Here is a 25915-nt window from a genome sequence, read left to right as displayed (position 1 = left end):
TTTAATCACCTGCCTTTATATTAAGGTAAGATTTTATATATTTAAAGCTGTCATCTGAGAGAATAATTATAAGGGAAATCAGATAACGCCTCCAGCTTTCTATGAATTTTTCTTTTTTTGAAGTTAGTAAACATATTTTTTTTATAGGAAGCTGCTTAGATTTATACATTAGATTAACTATATCCTCATTCATTGATATTTTGATAGCAGTGTTTAATAATTCATTTCTTGTATCTTTGTGGCTTGGGGAAGATTTTATAAGATCTTTAAATTCAATTCCAAATTCTTTAAGCTTTCTTGAAAACTCATATATTTCCTGTGCCCTTATTTTATTTTCTATTTCAATTTCAAATTGGTTTAAAGAGTTTTTGTTTTGAATATCTATTATCTGTTCATCTATAAAATAAAGAGTATATTTTGAGCTGTTATTGCGGAAATAATCTATAAGGGAGTTTTTGATAAGCATTTTTGCATAGGAATAGAAATTTCCTTTTTCATTATCATAAGTATCTATAGCTTTATTAAATGCAATTAGTGCTATACTCAGCTCATCATCGTTTTCCCACTGGAGATTTCTTTTGCATATATTAGATGCAGTTTTATATATAAAGGGTTTGTTTTCTATTATAAATTCATCTTTATTACTAATAATGTCCATCTACTTCCCCCTTTCAATAATTTATACGAAAAAAATATATTTTTTAAAAGGGTACCCCTTTAAATTATTATAAACTTTCGTATTAAAAAGTGAAATTACAAATAAAGGAGGCTACATATATGAAAAAACTTATAGCTTTTACATTAATGCTCTTTATTACATTTAACCCTATTGCAAAGGCACAGGGGGAGGAGAGTGATGTAAATGTTAATGCAGGGATTACACCGGACAGTATATTATATCCAGTAGATAAGCTTATTGATGAGGTGAAAGTTGCATTAACAACAGATGATGAAAAGAAAATAGAGACGATTGAACAGGTTGCTCAGGAGAGGCTTGCAGAAGCACAGGTTATGGCAGAGGAGAATAAGGAAGATTTAGCAAAACAAACCGTTGAGGCATTTCAAGAAAAAATGAATACAGCTCAGGAAAACATAGAAAAGGTTGTAACAAATGATAATCAAAATGTTCAGCAGAAAATAGACAACAATGCTGAGCAGCTAAAAAATAGGATTGAAGAAAGATATAAATGGTCAATAGAAGTATTGAAAAAGATACAGGACAAGGTTTCAGATAATGCAAAGCCAACTATTCAAAAGGTAATAGAAATGCAGACAGCTAAAAAAGAAGCTGTAATTAATATGGTAGATAAAAGGCACGAATTGATAGATGCAAAAAAGCAGGTAAAAACAGCAGAAAAGCAGCTAAAAGAAGCAGAGGCTTCAGGAAATGAAGAGGAGATTAAAAAAGCTCAGGACACTTTAAATGCAGCAAAAACAACTTTTGAAGCAAAGAAGCAGGAACTTAAAAAAGCAGTAGAATTAAAAAGGGAAGCTGTTAAAAATGCAGGACTAAAAAAAGAAGTAAAGGATGTATTAAATCAAGAAGTAAAGAGCGGAAATATTACAATTAAAGAGGCAAAAGAGGTTGAAAAACAGCTGAAAAATAATTTTGGGCTATCTAAGAAAATTAAGGAAAAGGAAATAAAAAAAGAGATAAAAAATAAAATTGAAGAGAAAAGACAAAACAAAGTAAAAAATGAGACTCGAGGGACTTTAACCCAGATAACAGATGTCAAAACAGAATAAAACAAAGTGAAGGAAAAAGGTGTCACTGAGTTAGCAAGTGACAAATTTTGTTTACATCTTAAATGGTGATACTTGCGGTATTAGCGGCGATTATGGTAATTTTTACACTTTAACACAAAAAAGTCCTTCTATATTAGAATTAATTCTAATATAGAAGGACTTTTTAATTTTTAGTATATAAAATAAGTAACAACCATAGGGATGTCCAGCATGTAGTCAGTTTAAAGTATATAATATATGAAATAAGTAACAGGTCATGACTAAAAGTAGCCACAACGACGGCATGAAAAAGTTTGTGGTTTATCAAAAGTAACAGAAGGGACGGTTACTTATTATATTAAATAAACATAATATTTTATACATGTCCCCCTGATTTTGCAAATATTGTGTATGAAATAAGTAACCGTCCCTCGGCTTGTACTTTTTTCCTTTTTTGTAAAGGGACATTTTCACACTAACCGTCCTTGAGGCTTTATCCAAAAGAGTCACAAATCAGGAAAATAATGATATTAAAAAAGTAACAGGCACTGATTAGTTGATGAAAATTGTGATAAATTAAGTAACCGTCCCTTGGCTTGTACAAACCGTCCCTGAGGTTGTCCTACCGAAAGATGCCTGATACCGGAAAAAGAATGGAATTGTGATATAATAATTAACCGTCCCCGGGGGATGTCCACTATATAAATCGTGCGACCTCGTTGGCGGAGGTTATTGCTTCCCATGCCCTGCCGGGGGTTTTAGCATCTCCAATGGCGTAAATCTCCTTTGCACCTTTTTCTTTTAAAAGCTCGTAGTATAGTGTGTCCTTTGCCCTTCCTCCTGTTGAGAAGATAACATAATCTGTATCTATTATTATTTCTTCAACATCGTTAGGATCAAGCTTTTTGTCAAAGGGATTGTGTATGTTTTCAGGAACTAATGTATGCCAAGGAGTATATGGATCCTTTCTTTTTCTGTTTGCGTTTATATATACTTTGTTTTCTTCAAATTTTACAACCTTTGATGATGTGTAAGCTTTTATTGGATTTTTAAGAATATCTTCTTTTTTTCCTGTAGGGGAGCCAAGCCCCATCATAAGCCAAAGAAGCATTGAACGGTTAGAGTGTACAACTCCTGTCATAAGGTTTGGGAGCATTTCAACAACAGTTACATCAACATTTTTTTCATAGGATAGGGAATAGGCAAGCTCGCATCCTACAACCCCTCCTCCTATTACGGTAACTTTTTTAACATCCTTTGGGATATTCATATCATTTTTAAGAAACTCCCTTGCCTCAATATACCTTATTTTATCCATTCCATCAATTTGTGGCATAAAGGGTGAAAGCCCATTGGCACATATTATAACATCGTATTTTCCAATTAAATCCTCTTTTTTAACCTCACAGCCAAGTCTTATATCAAGTCCCTTTTCTTTAAGGAGGTTCATCTGATAATTAAGGTTATTGATATATCTTTCAACATCATGTTTAATCTTCATTTTTGAGCCTGCTATAAGCTGTCCGCCGAGCATATTATCCTTTTCGAACAAAGTAACCTCGTGTCCCCTTAAAAAGGCAGTCTTAGCAGCCTCGCATCCTCCAGGCCCTCCACCAACTATTGCAACCTTCTTTTTTACAGATGCCTTTTCAATTTTTTTGCAATCTTCAAATCCAGTGTAGGGGTTAACACTACAGCATGGGTGTCCTCCTAATATAAAGGACTGTATACAGCCCTCCTGATCTCCTATGCAGTGGTTTATTTCCTTTTCTCTTCCCTCAGAAACCTTTTGAGGCCAGTAGGGGTCAGAGAGAAGTGGACGGCCGAGCATTACAAAGTCTGCATAGCCTTTATCTAAAACATCCTCAGCAATTTCTGGCTTTCCAAGCTTTCCAACAGCAATAACCTTTGCACTTATTCCTTCTTTTTTAAAGTATTCCTTTAGTGTTCCTGCTATTTCCTTTACATAGGGTATGTCGTCAAAATAAGCTGGAGGGTGAGGAAAGAACCAGTTATCATAGCATCCCTTATCAACGTCAAAGGCATCAACCCCTGCTTTATAAAGAGCCTTACAGAACTCTAATCCTTCTTCTATTGTTCTCTCCATTCCTTTAAAGTTTTTCTTAAATATTTCATCACCGTAGGATTCTTTTAGAGCCTGGGTTAAGTCTACTCTGTATATTATTGGGAAATCCTCTCCGCATCTTTTTTTAATTTCCCTTACTACATCAATTGCAAATTGAAACTTGTTGCTGTACCTTCCAAATCTTCTTCTGTTCCAAGGGTTTGAGGTAAGCTGGTCCATAAGATATCCTTCGTGGCCGTGAAGCTGCACCCCGTCAAAGCCGCATACCTTTGCATTTACTGCCGACTGACCAAAACTTTTAACTATTTTTTTAATCTGTCTGTCGGTAAAGGGGAAGTGGGGCAGCTGTGGGACATAAAAGTTTTTATTTATAGATGCAGATTTTAGTATTTTGCCTTTAAGTGCAGGTTCAGGAGAGCCTACTCTTCCAAGTCCTGCTGTAAGCTGTATAAAAATCTTTGAATCAAAGGAGTGAACTTTAGCTGTTAAATCCCTCCATCCAGAGAGCCTTGTCCTTGATGAGCCGTCTATTCTTGGAAAATAAGTAGTATCGTTATCCTCGGAAACTGTAGGGTCGATACCATAGGATACAGGAATAAGACCTGTAATCAAAAGCCCTGTTCCTCCCTTTGCCCTTTCTCCAAAGTATTCAATCATCTTTAGTGAAGGCCTTCCTATAGGGTCTGCCATGTTTATGTTGCCCATAGGTGCCATTATAATTCTGTTTTTGATTTTGCACTTTCCTATGTTCTCGGGTTCGAAAAGCTTTTTATATTCCATAATTATCCCCCTATTCTACTATTACAGTGCCGTCTTCTTTAATTTCAATGGTTTGTCCTGTTTTAACATACTCTAAAAATTCATCCCCAAGCTGGTCTATCGTTATTATTCTTTTGTTTACCCAAACATCGGTTAATATTACTCCTGCAGCAGCGAGGGAATCTATATGCTCTGAAAAAAGCATTGCAGATGGAGCTATATTGAGTTTTGCAACGGATTCCAAAACCATACCGCCGGTTGTAGAGCCAATTGTCTTTGGAAGACACATTATTTTATCCGTAAGAACTTTACCGTAAAGCTCGCTATTATTCTGGTCGGCGCATATAACCTTCTTCGCCTTTTTAAGTGCGCTTTTTTGGAAGGAGGCGAGGATGTTAACTCCGCTGTGGCTTACAACAGCCTCACCTTTTATGTTTCCAGCAAGTACTACTCTTCCTTTAAATATCTTTGCCATGCTATCACCCCTTTTTATAAAAGTGCCACCCATGTGACAAGTGACAAAATCAATTTTGATTATATTAGGTCAAAAAATATAGTTAAGTATCTCATCATCGGTATAAAATCTTGCTGTTGAATAGGTTCTTAGCTTATTGGAATTTGTTATTACAGCTTTTTTTGAGCATAATGGGTTGTTCATATACATAAGGGGACAAATATATGTAAGCTTTGCTCCTGATGATATAAGCTTCTCATAATTTTTAGAATCCTTCTTAAATTCTTCAATAACATCCGGGGCAGCGCAAAGTATTGTGTTTACTTTTAATTTTTTGTTTTCCCTTTTTTCAAGTTCCTTTGATATTTTTTCCGTCCAGTATTTCAGTTGATTTAGGGATAAATGAGGACATCCTATAAAGCATAAGCTCGGCTTATCATCTTCATTTTTCCACATAACAGGGTAGGATTTTATTATTCTTTCTATTTCAGAGTCATCGATTATATAGGTATTGTAGTCCTTTACAAGAAGTTCTCTTTTATAGTCAACCGCCTCAGGGGTTAAGTTTTCTACATGGTAAAGCCCTACTGCCCCGTTTGATGCGCTGGCAGCTCCCATATCCTTAAGGTAGTCCTTAACATCATCCGAAAGATTATTTCCAAGAAACCTGTCAAGTCCTGCTATATAGGGAACATCCTCCATAACCTTCATTCCTATTGCGCTTCCTAAAACCTGAGGATTTGGAAGATAGCTTGTCTTAAGTTCAATCAGCCATTTAGCACGCCTTCCTTCATCGGTTAAAAAACCGAATTTTGGAGTTTTCCCCACAATTCCAGATAAAAGCTCTATAATGCCTGAGTTTCTATTTGTCCTTGCACCTATAACAGAATTTGCATATACAACGGCGGAGGATTCAGCCCAAGATAATATATCCCCGCGCTTTGGAATATTGCCTACTTCAGGAAGATAGCAGGTGCAGGTGAAGGCATTGTTATCTTTAAGTCCAACCCTGTTTAGCTGGTTTTCATATTCCTTCTGTTTTCCGTACATTATTTTAAATACTATTTTTTCAAGCAAATTGGCTTTAACGTTTTCATAGTCTATTGGCCTTGGATCAACGGTAAACTTTTCCTTTGTAAAAAAACCTTCACTAATAAGCTCCTCCATCATATCAAAAACCGGCTCTAATATAGGTATACCAAAGGATGTAACAAGATGTACAGGACCTGTGATATCAACTAATTCCTCTGCTCCAAAGGTTTCACCATAGAGAACAACTGATTTTAGAGCCTTTTTAAGAGTTTCTCCATGCTTACCCTCAAGAATTTCAATTTCTTTTGGAGTAAGATGCATTTTGTAATCCATTTTCCCCCTCCTTAAAGTTTATTTCTTAATAAAGTATAGAGAGTATGTCTTAATTTATTCCTTAATAATTAAACTTAATTTATTTGTCATATCCTCAAGTTCATTAAAGCTGTCCATAATATTTCTCATTCTCTCCTCCTGAGAATCTATGCTTGCCATAATTTCTTCCATAGCGGCGGAGTTTTCTTCGGTTATAGATGCAATTGACTGGATTTCGCTTGCAACATTAGAGGAAGAATCCTTTATTTTCCTTAGACTTTCATCTATTGTGTTTGAATATCCAAGAACTTTTTCGCTTTCATTTAGTATGTTTTTAAATAATTCATCAACCTTTTCCCTCGATTTTATGCTAAGATTCATAGCCTCGCTTCCGAGGGATATTTCCTTTGATAAATCTTCAGCTTTATGCTCGAGATTTAGTAATATTTCTCCAATTTCATCGGTTGATTTTTTAGAACTTTCGGCGAGTTTTAATACTTCGGTTGCAACAACTGCAAAGCCGCGTCCAGCTTCTCCCGCCCTTGCAGCTTCAATAGATGCATTAAGTGCAAGAAGGTTTGTTTGGTCGGATATTGAGCTTATAACCTTAAGTATGGAAGATATTTCGTCCTTTGTGCTGCTAAGCTCTCCCATTAATTTTACTGTGTTTGATATTATGCTCTGAAGTTTTATCATATCTTCAGAGAGCTTTTTAACCTCTGTTTTTCCTTCATCAGCGGTTAACATTATTTCCTTTGATGCATTTTTTAATTCTGATGATTCATTAAGGAGTGAATCAACATTTCCATCAACTTTGACAGTAGATTCGCTTATTTCATTAACGCTTGACGCTTGTGAATCAACGGCTTTAATTATCTGTGAGTAAGCCTGTGAAATATCCTGTGATATTTGTCCTGCTGCATTTACGTTTTCTTTAAGTTTTGTGCTAAAGTGAATGAGTATATCTATGCTTTTTTTAACTTCATTTAAGATATTTTCTATTTTCTTCTTTGATATTGAAGTTTGCAATTTGTCATTTTCTATTTCCTTCCTCATCTTTTCCCCAAGTTTGCTTTGGGCGATTATAACTGTACTAAACAGTATTAGGTATAGATTAAGTGAAATTAAGGTTTTTGATGGTACTCCATTGAATAAAGTTGTTTTGTATGCAAAGAAGGAATAGTTTGTAAGAAGCAGTCCAAGGATAGATGTAAGTATTATTGGTCTGTAATCATGATAAAGAGAAATAATAGCTATGGCATAGTAAATTATAATTATATTTACAAAGGATGTGGAACCAGTTGATGCGTTAAGTATCATAAATGAAAATACTATAAGGGCGATTGATATAAAATACATAATAAGATTTGTAAGTTTCTTTTTAACGACAAGAAGCGTTATACCAAGACAGATAAGGGAGCCTCCAATAAGTACAGTCAAGATTACGGTAAGTGGAAGCTTGTTGGCGATGTCAACAAGGACTCCAAGACCTAATGAAGCCCAAAGAAGTTTGATTAAGAGTTTGTTTCTGCTGTGCATAAATTCCATGTCTTTCATAATGAATACCTCCAATTGATAATTTATCCAATAATGCCATTATGTAATAGTTATCGTTAATATTTTAATAAACTTTAACATTTGGGGAAGGTGCCTGGCACCGGAGAGTGGAGAAAATTGCGATATAATAAGTAACAGGTCATGACTAAAAGTAGCCACAACGACGGCATGAAAAAGTTTGTGGTTTTTCAAAGGTAACAGAAGGGACGGTTACTTATTATATTAAATAATAGACATAATATTTTATACATATCCCCCAGATTTTGCAGATATTGTGTATGAAATAAGTAACCGTCCCTTGGCTTGAACTTTTTTCCTTTTTTGTAAATGGACATTTTCACACTAACCGTCCCCTGGGTTGCTGGGTTGTCATAGACTTGGCTAAAATTATGCATAAAACTTTAAAATCTCAAATATTGTATTATAAAAATATATATGTAATTTTATATCAATGAGGAGTGGTTGTGTGATTAAAAGAAGGATAATTATTTTAACAATTTTTATTTTTTTTTTGGCTTTTTTATTGTAAAAGGTGAAGATAATGATTCAATAGAGGAAAATGCACAAAAGACTGATACCACGGTTACACAGGTTGTAGAGGATAAGAATAAGGATGAAGTTGAGATTATTATAAGTGCTGCTGGGGACTGTGCTTTAGGAAGGGATGAAAAAAGCAGTTTTTCTGGTTCCTTTGATGATGAATTTATAAAGCAGAAGAAAGACTATAAATATTTTTTTAAAAACGTAAGGGAAATTTTTGAAAAGGATGATTTGACGATAGTAAATTTGGAGGGTACACTAACTAATGAAACTAAAAGGTCAGAAAAGCAGTTTGCTTTTAAAGGCTCTCCTTTATATGTAAACATATTAAAAGAAGGAAGTATAGAAGCTGTTAATCTTTCAAATAATCATACCTATGATTATTTAGAAAAAGGATTTAAGGATACAGTAGAGAGCCTTAAAAATGGTAAAATACTTTATTTTGGAATGAATAGAAGAGACTTAATAAAAGTTAAAGGAATTAATATTGGGCTTTTAGGATATAAAGGATGGACGTATAACAATTTCGTGAAAAAAACAATAAAAAATGATATAAAATATTTAAAATCAAAGGATGCACAGCTTATAATAGTTAGTTTTCACTGGGGAGATGAAGGTAAATATTATCCAAATAATATTCAAAAGAGTTTAGGAAAATATACAATAGATTCTGGGGCTGATTTGATACTTGGCCATCATCCCCATGTAGTTCAGGGTATAGAAAATTATAAGGGTAAAAAAATAATATACAGCCTTGGTAATTTCTGTTTTGGAGGAAATAAAAACCCATCAGATAAGGATTCCTTTATATATCAGCAAAGATTCAAATTTTCAAAGGGAAAGTTAGTTGATAGTAAGGAATACAGTATAATACCTGTATCTGTTTCATCTGTTAGTTATAGAAACAACTACCAGCCAACACCCCTTAAGGGCAGTGATGCACAAAGGGTATTAAGCAGGATAAAATATTACAGCAATATTAAATAGGAAGCGCTGCTTTTTATTTTATGTTAATATGTATAAAACGTATTTAATGTGATAATATTATACTATCGCTTTTATTAAAATTATAAAGGAGAATTTGTATGTATGATATTGTAGTAACAACGGCCTTTGGAATAGAATCGGTAACAAGCAGGGAGCTTAAAAATCTTGGATTTGAGGATTTAAAAGTTGAAAACGGTAAGATAACTTTAAAAGGAAATGATGAGGATATTGCAAGACTTAATATATTCCTTAGAACTGGGGACAGGGTTTATATAAAATTAAAGGAATTTACTGCATTAAGCTTTGAGGATTTGTTTCAGGGAACTTTATCTATAAACTTTGGGGATTTTCTTCCTGAGAATGCAAAGATGCATGTTATAGGCAAATCAATAAAGTCAAAGCTTTTCAGCGTTTCGGACTGTCAGGCGATTGTTAAAAAAGCTGTTGTGGAATCTATGAAAAAAAAGTATAAAAAGACCTGGTTTTCAGAGGATGGCCCTACATATAAAATAGAGGTGGCACTATTAAAGGATGTTGCAACTATAAGCCTTGACACATCGGGGATTGGCCTTCATAAAAGAGGGTATAGGATTGAGGCAGGGGAGGCACCCTTAAAGGAAACCCTTGCTGCTGCAATGGTACTTTTAAGCAGGTGGAAAAGTGACAGACTTTTAATAGATCCATTTTGCGGCTCTGGGACTATATTAATTGAAGCGGCACTTATTGGGAAAAACATTGCCCCAGGGATGAACAGAAGCTTTGATGCTGAAAATTGGTGCCATATTGATAAAAAGGTTTGGGATTTAATGCGTGAGAGGGCAAGAAGTGAGATTAATAATGAGCAGTTTAAAATTTTAGGGCAGGATATAGACGGAAGGGTTTTAAAGACGGCGAGGGAAAACATAAAAAGGGCAGGTGTTGAAGATTTTGTATTTGTTCAAAAGCTTCCTATGGAAAAGCTTTCTACAAAGAAGAAAAATGGAGTTATAATATGCAACCCTCCTTATGGAGAGAGGATAGGACAGATTAGGGAAGTTGAAAAGCTCTATAAAAGGATGGGAGAAGTGTTTCAAAACCTTGAAGGCTGGTCCTATTTTATACTCACAAGCCACTTAGAATTTGAAAGGCTCTTTGGAAGAAAGGCGGATAAAAACAGAAAGCTCTATAACGGCAAAATACTTTGTTACCTTTATCAGTATTTTTCACAATAGGTGCCAGGCACCGGAGAATGGAGAAAGGTGTATAATTACTTTTTCTATAGGTGGTTATATTCAGTCAGTTTTATTGTGGAGAAAGTATAATAAAAAATACAATGATTAAAATTAAAGAATACTGCTTATTTGAAATTATAAAATATCCTCCTGTATTAAGAAGATTTCTAATATAGGAGGATATTTTAGTCTGTTAAAGAGGTAAATATTAAAAAAATTAATATTTGTCGTATTATGTAAAAAAAAAAAAAATATACATATATTGCATAAAATATGTCGTATGTTATAATAAAATAGCAAAATATGCGAAATATGTAATATAGATTAAATTTTCAATTTTATTATTAAATTGTTTTTTATGATTTTTTAAAATATTAATTTAGAAAGGGGAGTTGTGTAATGGTAAAAAAAGATAACAAAGGCACTAATATTTTAAAGAACATTAAAATTACTTCGCTACTGATTATCTTGGTACTAATTATGGCAGCCTCACTTATTTCTATTTCATTACTTGGTATTAACGACATGAAAACATTAAGCAATGATATGAACAATCTATATAATGAAAGAATGCTTCCCTCCCTTCAATTAAAACTTTTTGAAACCGAATTTTATCAAATCAGAGTATCATTAACGCAAATGATTTTTTCAGGTAAATATGATGCAGAACAAGAACAAAAAATAAATAATAAAAAAGAAAGCATTGACAAAATACTTTTAAACTATAGAAATACAAAAATGAATGAAGAACAAAAGAGAATGCTTGGAGAAATTGAAAATACATATAATATTTTTATGGATAACGAAAAATTATTAGTTAATAAATTAAAATCCAATCAGGTTATATCTCAAGAAGAAATTCAAAATCAAAGAAATTTAACTGTAAACATTCAAAATGCTATAAACAGTTTAGTTGAAAAGAATGCATCTGAATCTAAAGCTGCTGTAGATAGGGCTAATTTACTTTATTCTAAATCAAGAACTATAATGATCTGGATTTCTATTTCACTAACTATTTTATCGGCAGTATTAGCATATTTAGTAATAAAGCTATTAAAAAATTCAATGGCACAGATTAACAATGTGGCTGAAAAGCTCAGTCAGTATGATTTTACAGTCGATATGGAAACTAATGGCAAAAACGAATTTGTTCAAATGAATAAATCCTTGAGCATGGTGGTAGAAAATATTAAAAAGGCATTGTTAGAAATTATAACTAATACTGAAACTTTAAGTGCAAGTTCCCAGGAGCTATCGGCTACATCAGAGGAGATGGCATCATCCTCTCAAGAGCTTGCAAATACTATGCAGCAGGTTGCAGATGGAGCATCTTCCCAAGCTAACGATTTACAGTCAATCGTTCAATTAATTGCTGATTTAACAAAAAGCATTGAAAATGTATATGGTGAACTTAGAAATGTAAAAACTGAAACCGATAATGCAACGGATAAAGCTAATATTGGAAAACAGGAAATGGACAAGCTTGTTAAATCTATTGAAGAAATTAAAAATGCCTTTGAAGTTGTTATAAATAAAGTTGGAAATCTTACAAGCTCTGTTAAAGAAATAAATAATATAACAAATGTTATAAATTCAATATCAGAGCAGACAAATCTTTTGGCACTTAATGCAGCAATTGAAGCTGCAAGGGCCGGAGAGGCAGGCCGAGGCTTTGCAGTAGTTGCAGAGGAAGTTAGAAAGCTTGCTGAGGAGTCTAAAAAATCCACTGCAGATATAATTGAGCTTGTAAATTCAATTCAATCTGATACAGATGAGGTTATAAAAACTTCAAATGAGGTTGAAAACTTTATAAAATCCCAGACAAATGCGGTAGGTAAAACTGTTGAGTCCTTTGGATTAATATTAGAATCAGTTGAAAACATTGCACCTTTAATGAATAGAACCTATGAGGGAATGGATGAAATAGTAAAATCTAAGGATATAGTATTAGAGAAGGTAGAAGGAGTAAGTGCAGTAGTTGAAGAGAATACTGCAGCAACAGAAGAAGTTTCGGCATCATCACAGGAGATATCAGCATCATCAGAAGAAATAGCATCAACTTCCCAGACACTAAGTGCTATGGCAATAGACCTTGCTAATATTGTAAATAAATTTAAGGTTAATTAATGTATACAAAATGGGGGGATAAAATGGGAGAAAGCAATTTGGCCGTAGACAATTTTGAATATATTGATCCTATTACCAATGTTTATAACAAATATTATTTAGAAAAATTTTACAAAGATTATAAAGATAAAATAATAGGTCTTGCTATATTGGATTTTGATAACTTTAAATATATAAATGATACATATGGCCATATTTTTGGTGATAAAGTTTTAATATTATTAGCACAAAAGCTTAAAAAATTAAATGAAGATAAAGGGTTTATAGTAAGATTCAGTGGTGATAAATTCATAGTTTTATATGTTGATAGGCCTTTAGAAGAGATTAATGAAAGTATTACTAAAATAATAGATGAATTTGAAGATGTTTTTGAATTTGAAGGCAAAAAATTTTTAATGACAGTAAGTGCAGGTATTTATTTAGGAAAACCTAATGAGGATTTGTATGAAATAATTAGAAGGGCTGATGTGGCATTAAATTATTCAAAAAGAACTAAGGTAAATAAGATGACCGTATTTGAAGGGATTTTAGAAGAAAAAATTGTAAGAAAGACAAAGCTTATGGCTTGTTTAAAAAAGGCCTTAGAAGACGATGAATTTTATTTAGTATATCAGCCTATATATGATATTAATTTAGAGAGGATATATGAAGTTGAAGCATTGGCAAGGTGGAAAAATAAAGAATTTGGAGAAGTTCCCCCGGTAGAATTTATTCCCATTTTAGAAGAGACAGGATTAATTATTGATTTTGGGTATGCGGTTTTAGAAAAGGTATTTAGACAAATTAAAGAATGGGAGAATATGAACATTAATTTAACTGTAAATATAAATATATCTCCTGTTCAGATAAGCGATATGAATTTTATAGAAAAAGTAAAAAGTTTAAAGGAAAAGTATAATATAGATACTAATAGAATAGTATTTGAAATTACAGAAACACAGCTAATAAAGGCAGATTCAAAAAAAAGACAAATTATAAAAAAGCTTCAAGAATTAGGGATATCTTTGGCTTTAGATGATTATGGGAGCGACTATTCTCAGATAAATAATGTAATTAAAATACCTGCAAAGTATATAAAAATATCAAAGGAAATAGTTGATTTAATAAGTGAAGACTATAGGGTAAAATTAATGATTAAATGCTTTATTGATTTATTCAACAGTTTAGGATATTTAATTGTGGCTGAAGGTATAGAGAGTATGCATCAATTTGAATACCTTAAAGAAATAGGATGTCATAAAATACAAGGCTATTATATTAGCAGGCCTGTTGATAAGGAAGAAATTGTAAAATTAGTAAAGCATAATTGAAAATCTTTAAAAAGTGCATTTAAAAATAAATAATTAAGCATAATTGAAAAAGGCAAACTTGTCGAAAGACAGGGACGCAAAGCCTCGGGTCTAAAGCGTATGCTATGATGGCTGGGCTACCAATTTATTGTATAACGATAAAAAGGTAACACAACCATTTGTGTTACCTTTTTATGTTAATAATGGGTGAAAATAAAATATGGGGGTGAAAATTTGAAGAGAGTATTAGTTGTTGATGATGCAGCTTTTATGAGAATGACACTTAAAACTATGCTTGAAAGGAACGGATTTGAAGTTATTGGTGAAGCAGAAAATGGAGCAGTAGCAGTAAGAAAGTATAATGAATTAAAACCTGATATAGTTACAATGGATATAACAATGCCTGAGATGGATGGTGTACAAGCACTTAAGGCGATAAGGCAGTTAGATCCGAGTTCAAAAGTTGTAATGATATCAGCATTAGGGCAAGAAAGCTTTGTAAAGGAAGCAGTGCTTTCAGGAGCAAAGGGATTTATAGTTAAACCTTTTAAGGAAGATTATGTAGTTCAAACTTTAAGCAAGCTATAATTTTATTATAAAACAGAGGGGAGGTGAGGCTATGGATGATATGCTTGAAATGCAATATGTAGTATTTGAACTATCAGATGAGAGGTATGCACTTAAAATAAGTGATGTTTATGAGATAATTAAAATGCAGAAGATAACCGTAATTCACAATAGTAAACCCTTTTTAGAGGGGGTTATAAATCTTAGAGGAAAGATTGTCCCTGTTGTAAGTTTGCATAAAAAATTTGGTCTTACTAATTATGAAGTTTCAAAGTCTACCAGAATTATATTTGTAAAAAGTAATGATGAGATGATAGGAATAGTTGTTGATAGAGTAAATCATGTAATAAAGTTTTCGGATATTCAGCCTCCACCTGATATGGTAGCGGGAATAGATGGCAATAATTTTACTGGAATAGGGATATCGGAAGAAGGAATGGCAAGTATATTAGAAATTAACCATATTCTAAGCGATTAGGAAGGAGGTGCAGCATGGGAGGGATTTTTGATAGCCCTGAGATGTTAGCTGCTTTTTATGAAGAAACTGAAGAACAGCTGCAGCAGCTTGAACAGGGGATATTAGACTTAGAACATAATGGAGGTACATCTGAGACAATCCAAAATATATTCAGGGTTGCCCATACGCTAAAGGGTTCATCTGCTGCAATTGGATTTGAAAAGATGAAAATACTAACCCATGAGATGGAAAATGTTTTAGATAAAATTAGAAATAATCAAATAAAAGCAACAAAAGATGTAATAAATATTTTGTTTCATTGTTTAGATTTGTTAAAAATTTTAAAAGAAGAATTTATTCTTGATAAGAATAATATTAAAACAGATATTTCACCAATATTAAATGAACTTAAAAAAATATTTGAAGGAAATGATTATGCAGAAAATAAGGAAAATAATCTTAAAGAAATTAGCATTGATAATAAAAAGTCTATAGATTTTGAACTTGATTTTGAACATATAGCTCAAATAGAACAGGCGGTAATTGGAGGGCAGAATTGCTTTATTTGCGATGTAAGTCTTGCAAAAGAAAGTCCTATGAAATCAGTTCGAGCACATCTTATATTAAATTACTTTAATGAATTAGGCTCAGTTATTAAAACTATACCAAATTTGATGGAATCTCAAATAGATGGAGAAATTGATAATATTTTGTATTTATTATTAACAAAATTAGATGCAAAAACATTAGAGGGAAAAGCAAAAAATGAACTTATGGATGTTGAAAGAATTATTGTAAGCGAATATGATACGGCAGTCTCTTTTAGTAAATCAAAAAATGCTGAAGTCAGCAATTCAAGCAGCAAAATAAATAACAACTTTGAAAATAGTGAGAAAAAGATAGGACAAACAGTAAGGGTTAATGTAGATAAGCTTGAAAAAATGATGAATTTAGTTGGTGAATTGCTGATTGAACATACAAGAATAAATCAAATTGGGAATGTGCTTCATAATAAATATACATCTGATAATTTAACAGATGATCTTTTAGGAGTTTCAACGCACGTATCAAGGATTATAAGTGAATTACAGGAAGTAGTTATGAAAACTCGTATGCTTCCCATACAGCAGCTGTTTAACCGTTTTCCAAGAATGGTCAGGGATTTATCTGAATCGCTAAACAAGGATATAGAGTTAATTCTTGAGGGCGGAGAAACGGAAATGGATAAATCAATAATTGAAGAAATGACCGAGCCTCTTATTCATATTATAAGAAATTCCATAGATCATGGAATTGAAACTCCTGAGGAACGTGTTAAATTAGGTAAATCTCCAAAGGGAATGCTGCGCATTTGTGCTTTTCATCAAGAAAATAATGTTGTATTAACGGTTGAAGATGACGGCAGGGGAATAGATTTAAACAAAGTAAAGGAGTCAGCAGTAAAGAAAAAAATAATTTCACAACAGGATGCGGATTCTATGTCTGAAGAGGAAATTATTAATCTTATCTTTTGTTCAGGACTTTCTACGGCTGAAAAAATAAGTGATGTTTCAGGCCGTGGAGTTGGAATGGATGTAGTTAGAAATTGCATTGACAAACTGAACGGTATAATTGATATAGAGACTAAAGTTTCAAAGGGTACAAAGGTTACAATCAAATTACCTCTTACTTTAGCAATTTTGACAGGACTTTTAGTTAAAATTAATGAGGAAGCATATGCCCTGCCTATGAGCAATGTATTGGAAATCGTTAGAAAGACTGAGAAAGAAATAGAGTATGTTAAAGGACAAGCAGTTGTTACAATAAGAGAAAAGTTAATACCCCTTATTTGGCTACAGGATTATTTTAATATTCCAAGGCAGAAAAAGAAAAAGAAAATTTTCGTTCTTCTTTTAGGCGTTGCAGAGAAAAGATTTGGACTTGTTGTGGATGAGCTTATTGGAAATCAGGAAATCGTTGTTAAGCCTCTTGGTACATATGTTGGTAAAATAGAAGGATATTCTGGAGCAACAATATTAGGTGATGGAAGCGTTGCATGTATATTAGATGTTGCTGGTATTTTAAAGATGATTGGAAGTAAGAAAGTATCTCTAATAGAAAAAGAAAATTGAATTAAAATATAAAGGTTTCGGAGGTAAATAATATGAGTTTTAAAAAAAATATAGCCGTTAAATATTTGGAAAATAAAGGTTTTTCAAATAATGTTAATAGGGCAATAAATTTTAATAGTAAGCTTGAAGGAAAAGTTAAAGAATTATCAGTAATTACTGAACAGATTACAAAAGGAACAGTTGAACAATCAACTTCTGTTGAAGAAACAAACAGCATGACAGAAAGAATTTTTGATTCTATTAATGGAGTCGTAAAAAATTCTGAACAGTTAAGAAAACTTGTAGATATGTCAAAAAGTTCATTAGAGGAGATGGCAGTTAGTATACAGCAGGTAGCAGGAAACAGTGAGAGCACTGCAAGTGCTGTAGAACAGATATCAGCATCAATAGAGCAGATGGGTAAATCAATAAAGGGAGTAGCAGGCAATGCAGAAAGCTTAAAGGGCTCAGCTCAAGAGGCAGCAGCGGCAATACAAGAGATAGTAGCAAGTATACAGCAGGTAGCAGGGAATAGCGAGAGCACTGCAAGTTCAGTAGAAGAAATATCAGCATCAATAGAGCAGATGGGCAAATCCATAAAGGGAGTGGCAGGAAATGCAGAAAGTTTAAAGGGCTCAGCCCAAGAGGCAGCAGCGGCAATACAAGAGATAGTAGCAAGTATACAGCAGGTAGCAGGAAACAGTGAGAGTACAGCAAGTTCAGTAGAAGAAATATCAGCATCAATAGAGCAGATGGGCAAGTCAATAAAGGGAGTAGCAGGCAATGCAGAAAGTTTAAAGGGCTCAGCCCAAGAGGCAGCAGCGGCAATACAGGAGATAGTAGCAAGTATACAGCAGGTAGCAGGGAACAGTGAGAGCACAGCAAGTGCTGTAGAGCAGATATCAGCATCAATAGAGCAGATGGGCAAATCCATAAAGGGAGTAGCAGGCAATGCAGAAAGTTTAAAGGGCTCAGCCCAAGAGGCAGCAGCGGCAATACAGGAGATGGTAGCAAGTATACAGCAGGTAGCAGGGAACAGCGAGAGCACTGCAAGTGCTGTAGAGCAGATATCAGCATCAATAGAAGAGATGGGCAAATCCATAAAGGGAGTAGCAGGAAATGCAGAGAGCTTAAAGGGCTCAGCCCAAGAAGCAGCTGCAGCTACTCAGGAGATGGTAGCAAGTATACAGCAGGTAGCAGGGAACAGTGAAACTACAGCAAGTGCAGTAGAGCAGATATCAGCGTCAATAGAACAGATGGGTAAATCAATAAAGGGAGTAGCAGGCAATGCTGAAAAATTAGAAAAAGCATCAACTGAAACTTATGGAATAGTAGAAAATATGGCAGCATCAATAAATCAGGTTGCAAATAATGCTCAGAATGTTGGTAAATTAAGTGATAATTTACATAATGAAGCAAAAACAGGGCATAAAGCAGTAGAAGATACTATGCAAGCTATACAAGAGATATCGGTGGTTATATCTAAAGCAGGAGAGGTTATAAATAATCTTGGAAAGAGTTCTGAAAAAATTGGAAGTATAATAGAAGTAATTGATGATATTGCAGAACAAACAAATTTATTGGCTTTAAATGCTGCTATAGAAGCAGCAAGAGCTGGAGAACATGGAAAGGGTTTTGCTGTTGTTGCAGATGAAGTAAGAAAGCTTGCAGAAAGAACGGCTACAGCTACAAAAGAAATAGCTGTTCTTATAAAAGGAATTCAAGGTGAAACATCGCAAGCTATAAAGGCTATTGAAGTTGGAACAGAAAAAGTAGAACATGGAACAAAATTAAGCAATGAAATGGGTAAGGTTATTGAAACTATAGTAGATGGAATAAATAATGTAAACACTGAAATCCGTCAAATTAATGTTGCAACTGAAGAACAGAGCAAAGGAACAGTTAAAGTTTTAGATGCAATGAAGAATGTTTTAGAGCAGGTAAATCAGATAAATACTGCTACAAAGGAACAAGCTCTTGCAGCAGAAGAGATAATAAAGGGGGTAGCAAATGCAAGAGAACAGGTTAAACAAATAACTGTAGCAACAAAGGAGCAGGCAAAACAAGGTCAAAACATGCTTAAAATTATAGAAAATGTTACAAAACAATCAGGTGAGGTAGCAGTGGCAGTAGTAGAACAAGCAAAGGGAGTAGAAGAAATAATAAAGGGAGTAGAAAATGCAAGAGAGCAGGTTAGACAAATAACCGTAGCAACAAAGGAGCAGGCAAAGCAGGGACAAAACATAGTAGTATCAGTAGAGAATGTAACAAATCAGGCAGAACAGGTAGCAGTGGCAGTAGTAGAACAAGCAAAGGGAGTAGAAGAAATAATAAAGGGAGTAGAGAATGCAAGAGAGCAGGTTAGACAAATAACAGCAGCGACAAAGGAACAGGCAAAGCAAGGACAAAACATAGTAGTATCAGTAGAGAACGTAACAAAGCAATCAGAACAGGTAGCAGTGGCAGTGGTAGAACAAGCAAAGGGAGTAGAAGAAATAATAAAGGGAGTAGAAAATGCAAGAGAGCAGGTTAGACAAATAACCGTAGCAACAAAGGAGCAGGCAAAGCAGGGACAAAACATAGTAGTATCAGTAGAGAATGTAACAAATCAGGCAGAACAGGTAGCAGTAGCAGTAGTAGAACAAGCAAAGGGAGTAGAAGAGATAATAAAGGGAGTAGAGAATGCAAGAGAGCAGGTTAGACAAATAACCGTAGCAACAAAGGAACAGGCAAAGCAGGGACAAAACATAGTAGTATCAGTAGAGAATGTAACAAATCAGGCAGAACAGGTAGCAGTGGCAGTAGTAGAACAAGCAAAGGGAGTAGAAGAGATAGTAAAGGGAGTAGAGAATGCAAGAGAGCAGGTTAGACAAATAACAGCGGCAATGAAGGAACAAACAATTACTGCTGAAAGTATTGTTAAAAATGTTAATAATGTAGCAGGACAAGCAAATGAAGTAGCAAATGCAACTAAAGTTCAACTTGATGAAGTTAAAAAATTAACTCAATATACCGCAGAAATAAATAAAGTTGTTAATGAAAATATAAAAGATGTAGAAAAAACTGCGGAAACTACTAAGGAAATTTCAGCATTAACAAAAGAAATGAAATTAGTTCTTGAAGAAATTAAAGGATTAGAAATGTAAATATTATAGAGGGAAGATTTTTCTTCCCTCATTGCCATATTAAAATGTGGGGGGTTATGATAATGCCAATAAATGCATTTGGTCTGAAAGATTTAGCGGAAATTATATATAATAAATGCGGCATAGATTATAAAAAATCTCTTACAAATTTGGAATCCAAAATTAATGATAGACTTAAAGAATTGGGATTATCATATTGGGAATATTGCGGCTATCTTAATATGGAACCAGATGAATGGGATATTTTAATAGAATTAATTACAGTAAATGAAACATATTTTTTTAGAGAAGAAAGTCTACTTGAAGAGTTCCAAAAGGTTATTCTTCCTCAATATTCTGATAGAACTCCACAAAATCCACTGCGAATTTGGAGTGCTGCATGTTCCACAGGAGAAGAACCCTATACATTGGGAATGTTAATTCAAGAAAGCGGCTTATTTGAGAAGGGTGCAGTACAAATTATTGCATCAGATATAAATAAAAAAGTTTTAAAAAGAGCTGAAAAGGGTATATACAATAAAAAATCGTTTTCATTTAGAAGGATGCCTGAGGGTTCATTAGAAAAATTTTTTGATGATTTAGGTGAGGAATATAAAGTTAAAGATTCTATAATGGAAATGGTTAAGTTTTTAAATCTTAATTTATTAGATGAGAAAAATCAGACTATTTTAGGAAAAATTGATATTATTTTTTGTAGAAATGTATTAATATATTTTGATTCAAATACTATTAAAAAGATAATAGAATCTTTTTTTAATATACTTAATAAAGATGGATACTTGCTTTTAGGTCATGCTGAGACAATAAATGGCATAAATAGTGATTTTAAAACTATTTATACGCCATCAGTTTTTTACTATAAGAAGGGGGCATGAAGTTGTGGATGATAAGAAATATAGTGTATTAGTTGTTGATGATTCTTCCTTTATGAGAAAGTGCATTAGCTTAATTATTCAAAAGGATCCTCAGCTTTATGTTGTGGATATAGCAAGAAATGGTATAGAAGCAATTGAAAAAATAAAAAGATTAAAGCCTGATATTGTTACTATGGATGTTGAAATGCCAGAAATGGATGGAATAATGGCTGTTGAACAAATAATGAAAGAACATCCATTGCCGATTATTATGTTAAGCAATCATACAGAGGAAGGTGCAAAGGTTACTTTAAGAGCATTAGAATTAGGAGCAGTTGATTTCTTTTTAAAGAGCGAATTAGTCAAGGAAGATGTTAGTGAAGAATTGATTAGTGATTTTTTAAATAGAATAAAGATATTAGCACAAAAAGCTAAAGTTCCTTTAGTGGATAATAAACATTATATTCACGAAGAAGTAAATACGCTTAAACAATCAGCTGCGAATAAGAAAATTGATATTATTATAATAGGATGTTCTACAGGAGGACCTGCAGCATTACAAAATATACTTCCACAATTTCAAAAGGATATTAATGTTCCTATTTTAGTTTTACAGCATATGCCGCCAGGTTTTACAAAATCGCTATCCGAACGTTTTGATAAAATGTGCAATTTATGTGTAAAAGAAGCGGAAGATGAAGAGATTTTAAAATCAGGCTGTATATATATTGCACCTTCAGGTTTTCAAACTTTATTAAAGAAGAATAATGTTGGGGAAATAGCTTTTAAAATTGAAAATAGTATTGATGATGAAATATTATATAAACCTTCTATTAATGTAACACTTAATTCTGCTGCTTATATATATAAGGAGAGAATGCTTATAGTTATTCTTACTGGAATGGGAAATGATGGATTAGAAGGGTGTAAATTAGCTAAAAAGTTTGATGCAAATATTATTGTTGAAGCTGAAGAATCTTGCGTTGTATATGGAATGCCTAAAGCAGTATTTGAAGCTGGACTTGCTAATATTCAGGTACCATTATCCAATATTTATCAACAAATAATAAATTATGCAACTTAAAGGAGAGGAGACAATATAATGACTTTAGAGCACTTAAATATTTTTATTGATTCTTGTAAAGAAGTAATAGGACAGATTACAGGATTGCAGCCTAAAACAGGTGATTTATATATAAAAACGACTCCTTTTGAAGGAAATAATTTAGTTATATTAATAGGAATAGCTGGAGATTTTCATGGGAGCACAATTTTATCGTTAAATGATGACTCAGCAAAAAAAATAGCTTCTTTAATGATGGGAGGATTTCCAATTTCTACATTAGATGAAATGGCTAAGAGTGCTATTGCTGAACTAAGTAATATGATATTAGGGCATGTATCAACTGCCTTTTCAAAAAACAAAATTAATATTGATATAACTCCTCCCACAATTTTAACAGGTGAAAATCTTAAATTAAGCTTAAAGAGTACTTGTATTAATTGCATACCATTTATTTTTGATGAGGATTTTTCTTTAGAAATGAATATTTCAATTAAATAAAATTTTAAAAATTCATAAAGGTAGCAGAGAGTGAATAAAACATAAAAGGGACGGCATGGTAGTGTGCCGCCCTTTTTTACGTGCGTCCATCTGGTCTTCTCCGGTGCCAGGCACCGGAGAATGGAGAAGATTACTTCGTAAAATGTAGGTGTTAAAAAATTTATCAAAATATGAATAAATTCTTTCAAAACGTTAAAAATATGACAATAAAAATAAAATTATTTTGAATTGACAAAACAATTATGAATATTATATAATATGATTAACCGGTTTAGTAAATCGGTTAAGTAAAATAGGAAGGTGAAAACAGTGTTTGATATTTGCGTTTTAGGAAGCCTTAATATGGATCTTGTTATAAATGTTGAAAAAATTCCTGCAATAGGTGAAACAATTCTTGCGCAGGACTTTAAGAAAGTACCTGGGGGAAAAGGTGCAAATCAGGCTGTTGCAGCTGCAAGGCTTAAAAGAAGAGTTGTAATGCTTGGATGCGTTGGCAATGACGATAACGGGAACATCTTAGTTGAGAATCTCAAAAAGGATGAAATTGAAACTAAGTATATAAAGACTGCACAAAATACTCCAACAGGCATTGCACTTATAACCGTTGACAGTATTGGAAACAACACTATTTCCGTTTATGCCGGTGCAAACATGAATATAAAAGAAGAAGATATTGATAGTTTAAAGGATGTAATTATAAATTCAAATATAATAATAGCTCAGTTTGAAACACCAGTTGATACTACTATAAAGGCCTTTAAAATAGCAAAGGAGCATGGAAAGATTACCATCTTAAATCCTGCCCCTGCAAGGAAAATACCAGATGAGCTTATAAAACTTTCTGATATTATAGTTCCAAATGAAACTGAAACTGAAATTATTACAGGAATAAATCCTGCTGATGATGAAAAAATAAAAACAGCAGCAAAATCAATTATAGATAAGGGAGCAGAATTTGTGATAATAACCCTTGGAAGTAGAGGGGCTGCAATTGTTTCAAAGGATAATTATGCAGAAATTGCAGCATATAAGGTTGATGCAGTTGACACAACAGCCGCAGGGGATTCCTTTATTGGAGGAGTTGCAAGCTTTTTATCTAAAAAAGGTCTCAGCTTTGATACTCTTTGCAGTGCAGTAAAATTTGCAAATAAGGTTTCAGCAATTGCAGTAACAAGACAGGGGGCACAGTCCTCACTGCCATATCTTAAGGAAGTATATGAAAAGTACGGGGAGGAAATATAATGAAAAAAATCGGAATACTAAATCATGATATTTCAGAAGTTATATCATCAATGGGACATACAGACAGCATAGCAATAGGGGACTGTGGTCTTCCAATACCTGATAATACTAAAAGAATTGATCTTGCACTTATTAAAAATATACCAACCTTTATAGATACTCTAAAGGCAGTACTTTTAGAACTCAAAGTTGAAGAGATTGTTTTAGCACAGGAAACAATTGATGTCAGCCCTAAAGTTTTTGAAGATATTAAAAGTGCAGTTGGAGATGTAAAGATAACTGTAATTAGCCATGAGGAGCTTAAAAAAGAGCTTAAAAACTGTAAAGCGGTAATAAGAACAGGAGAACAGACTCCCTATGCCAATGTAATATTAAAATCGGGAGTTGTATTTTAAGGGGGATAAAGATGCAGGAAAAAATGCCTATTTTGGAAATGAAAAATATATCAAAGTCATTTCCCGGTGTTAAAGCTTTAAGCGGCGTTAATCTAAGAGCATTTTCTGGCGAAGTTATGGCCCTTTTAGGAGAGAATGGAGCTGGAAAGTCAACTCTAATGAAGATACTCAGCGGAGTTTATAAAAGGGATGAGGGAACTATAAAGATTGATGGAAGAGAAGTTGAAATAAACGGAATTAAAGATGCTCAAAATCTTGGAATTTCAATAATTCATCAGGAACTTAGCCTTCTTCCTAACCTTACAATCTATGAGAATTTGTTTTTAGGAAATGAAATTTCAAGTGGCTTTAAGCTCAATAAAAGAGAAATGATTAAAAAAAGTGAGGAGCTTTTAAAAAGTTTTGACTTTACAGTGTCTCCAAAGACATTAACAAAGGAATTGACCGTTGGCGAGATGCAGATGGTTGAGATAATTAAGGCAGTTTCAAAGGATGCAAAGATAATAATTATGGACGAGCCAACAACTGCACTAACTGAAGTTGAAACGGAGAAGCTCTTTAAGATAATTGAAAGGCTCAAAAATAATAATGTAGCTATAATTTATATCTCCCACAGGATGGAAGAGATATTTAAAATATGCGATAAAATAACGGTTTTAAGGGATGGAACCTTTATTGGAGAAGAGGATGTAAAGGGAATAACGAAGGACAAACTAATATCTATGATGGTTGGAAGAAAGCTTGAGGAGCAGTTCCCGCGAATTGATACAAAGATTGGAAATTCAATTTTAAAGGTTGAGAACCTTTCTATGAAGGATAAGATAAAGGATGTATCCTTTGAGCTTTTCGAGGGAGAAATATTAGGTATTGCAGGGCTTATGGGCTCTGGGAGAACCGAAGTTGCAAAGCTTATATTCGGTGAATACAAAAAAAGCAGCGGAAATATTTACATCGAGGGCAAAAAAGCCGAAATCAATTCTCCAAAGGATGGTATAAGGGAAGGAATTGCATATCTTTCTGAGGACAGGAAAAAGGAAGGACTAATATTAAAGCTTTCTGTTCTTGAAAACATGACTTTATCGAATTTAAAAAAATATGAAAGCAAAGTTAAAAGAATAAACAGGGCGAAGGAACTTGAAGACTGCAAAGCATATACAAAAAAGCTTTTAATAAAAACATCATCCCCAAATCAGCTTATTAAAAATCTTAGTGGTGGAAATCAGCAAAAGGTTATAATTGCAAAATGGCTTTTAACTTCACCTAAGGTTTTTATAATAGATGAACCCACAAGAGGAATAGACGTTGGAGCTAAAAAGGAAATCTATCAGATATTAAATGAGCTTAAGGCACAGGGAAAGGGAATAATAATGATTTCATCGGATATGGAGGAGATTCTTGGAGTTAGTGACAGGATACTTGTTATGCACGAAGGCAGGATAACAGGACAGATTGAAAGAGATAAAGCAAATCAAGAGATAATTATGAAATATGCAGTAGGAATTACTGATTAAAGGAGTGGGA

General features: G+C 33.3%; 20 protein-coding genes and 1 riboswitch. Of the genes, 15 read left to right on the top strand and 5 right to left on the bottom strand.

Features of this window, described 5'->3' with window-relative positions:
• Window position 1: 1 nt before the first annotated feature.
• Window positions 2–658, bottom strand: a complete 657-nt coding sequence (gene sigI / locus FDN13_RS05575) for an RNA polymerase sigma-I factor (RefSeq protein ID WP_138979290.1) — start codon at window positions 656–658, stop codon at window positions 2–4.
• A 119-nt stretch (window positions 659–777) separates the two neighbouring features.
• Between sigI and FDN13_RS05570 the strand changes: the two genes are divergently transcribed.
• A complete protein-coding gene (locus tag FDN13_RS05570; RefSeq protein WP_138979289.1) occupies window positions 778–1746 on the top strand; it encodes a DUF5667 domain-containing protein in 969 nt (322 codons plus the stop codon).
• 676 nt (window positions 1747–2422) lie between these two features.
• On the opposite strand, the gene FDN13_RS05565 is transcribed toward FDN13_RS05570, so the two are convergent.
• Genes FDN13_RS05565 through FDN13_RS05550 form a run of 4 tightly spaced genes read right to left on the bottom strand, consistent with a single transcriptional unit; the run spans window position 2423 to window position 7925 of the window.
• Window positions 2423–4591: an FAD-dependent oxidoreductase gene (locus FDN13_RS05565; protein WP_138979288.1), complete on the bottom strand. Its 2169-nt coding sequence runs from the start codon at window positions 4589–4591 to the stop codon at window positions 2423–2425.
• Between the two features lie 10 nt (window positions 4592–4601).
• Entirely contained in the window at window positions 4602–5078 is a 477-nt protein-coding gene (locus tag FDN13_RS05560) for an aconitase X swivel domain-containing protein (RefSeq protein WP_371414837.1), read from the bottom strand.
• Window positions 5079–5114: 36 nt separating this feature from the next.
• Window positions 5115–6389, bottom strand: a complete 1275-nt coding sequence (locus FDN13_RS05555) for an aconitase X (protein ID WP_243120270.1) — start codon at window positions 6387–6389, stop codon at window positions 5115–5117.
• A gap of 54 nt (window positions 6390–6443) precedes the next feature.
• Window positions 6444–7925 (bottom strand): methyl-accepting chemotaxis protein, encoded by a 1482-nt coding sequence (locus tag FDN13_RS05550; RefSeq protein ID WP_138979287.1) that lies wholly within the window; start codon window positions 7923–7925, stop codon window positions 6444–6446.
• 522 nt (window positions 7926–8447) lie between these two features.
• On the opposite strand from FDN13_RS05550, the gene FDN13_RS05545 reads away from it, so the two are divergent.
• From FDN13_RS05545 to FDN13_RS05480, 14 genes are all read left to right on the top strand, one after another.
• A complete protein-coding gene (locus tag FDN13_RS05545) occupies window positions 8448–9452 on the top strand; it encodes a CapA family protein (protein WP_138979286.1) in 1005 nt (334 codons plus the stop codon).
• Window positions 9453–9550: 98 nt separating this feature from the next.
• Window positions 9551–10663, top strand: a complete 1113-nt coding sequence (locus FDN13_RS05540) for a THUMP domain-containing class I SAM-dependent RNA methyltransferase (RefSeq protein WP_138979285.1) — start codon at window positions 9551–9553, stop codon at window positions 10661–10663.
• A 399-nt stretch (window positions 10664–11062) separates the two neighbouring features.
• Window positions 11063–12790 (top strand): methyl-accepting chemotaxis protein, encoded by a 1728-nt coding sequence (locus FDN13_RS05535; protein ID WP_138979284.1) that lies wholly within the window; start codon window positions 11063–11065, stop codon window positions 12788–12790.
• A 23-nt stretch (window positions 12791–12813) separates the two neighbouring features.
• Window positions 12814–14100, top strand: a complete 1287-nt coding sequence (locus FDN13_RS05530; RefSeq protein WP_168190083.1) for a putative bifunctional diguanylate cyclase/phosphodiesterase — start codon at window positions 12814–12816, stop codon at window positions 14098–14100.
• Window positions 14101–14141: 41 nt separating this feature from the next.
• Window positions 14142–14224: riboswitch (cyclic di-GMP riboswitch) on the top strand.
• 89 nt (window positions 14225–14313) lie between these two features.
• Entirely contained in the window at window positions 14314–14667 is a 354-nt protein-coding gene (locus tag FDN13_RS05525) for a response regulator (RefSeq protein WP_138979282.1), read from the top strand.
• Window positions 14668–14698: 31 nt separating this feature from the next.
• Window positions 14699–15124: a chemotaxis protein CheW gene (locus FDN13_RS05520; RefSeq protein ID WP_138979281.1), complete on the top strand. Its 426-nt coding sequence runs from the start codon at window positions 14699–14701 to the stop codon at window positions 15122–15124.
• Between the two features lie 14 nt (window positions 15125–15138).
• Window positions 15139–17214, top strand: a complete 2076-nt coding sequence (locus FDN13_RS05515; RefSeq protein WP_138979280.1) for a chemotaxis protein CheA — start codon at window positions 15139–15141, stop codon at window positions 17212–17214.
• A 32-nt stretch (window positions 17215–17246) separates the two neighbouring features.
• Window positions 17247–20339 carry a methyl-accepting chemotaxis protein gene (locus FDN13_RS05510; RefSeq protein WP_138979279.1) on the top strand — a complete coding sequence of 1031 codons (3093 nt, stop codon included), beginning with the start codon at window positions 17247–17249 and terminating at the stop codon, window positions 20337–20339.
• A gap of 68 nt (window positions 20340–20407) precedes the next feature.
• Window positions 20408–21214 (top strand): CheR family methyltransferase, encoded by an 807-nt coding sequence (locus FDN13_RS05505; protein WP_138981030.1) that lies wholly within the window; start codon window positions 20408–20410, stop codon window positions 21212–21214.
• A gap of 4 nt (window positions 21215–21218) precedes the next feature.
• Entirely contained in the window at window positions 21219–22277 is a 1059-nt protein-coding gene (locus tag FDN13_RS05500) for a protein-glutamate methylesterase/protein-glutamine glutaminase (RefSeq protein ID WP_138979278.1), read from the top strand.
• A gap of 18 nt (window positions 22278–22295) precedes the next feature.
• On the top strand, window positions 22296–22757 hold the full coding sequence (locus tag FDN13_RS05495; RefSeq protein ID WP_138979277.1) for a chemotaxis protein CheX: 462 nt from the start codon (window positions 22296–22298) through the stop codon (window positions 22755–22757).
• A gap of 309 nt (window positions 22758–23066) precedes the next feature.
• Window positions 23067–23999, top strand: coding sequence for a ribokinase (gene rbsK / locus FDN13_RS05490; protein WP_138979276.1), 933 nt, complete (start codon window positions 23067–23069; stop codon window positions 23997–23999).
• Window positions 23999–24394, top strand: a complete 396-nt coding sequence (gene rbsD, locus FDN13_RS05485) for a D-ribose pyranase (RefSeq protein ID WP_138979275.1) — start codon at window positions 23999–24001, stop codon at window positions 24392–24394. Before rbsK ends, rbsD begins: the two co-directional genes overlap by 1 nt.
• Window positions 24395–24405: 11 nt before the next feature.
• The gene (locus tag FDN13_RS05480; RefSeq protein ID WP_138979274.1) at window positions 24406–25905 is read left to right on the top strand and encodes a sugar ABC transporter ATP-binding protein; all 1500 of its coding nucleotides are present in this window, start codon (window positions 24406–24408) and stop codon (window positions 25903–25905) included.
• Window positions 25906–25915 lie beyond the last annotated feature (10 nt).

The organism is Caloramator sp. E03, from assembly GCF_006016075.1.
Taxonomy (GTDB): domain Bacteria; phylum Bacillota; class Clostridia; order Clostridiales; family Caloramatoraceae; genus Caloramator_B.
Note: the sequence above shows the minus strand (reverse complement) of the source record. Positions and strands in the feature narration are given on the sequence as shown.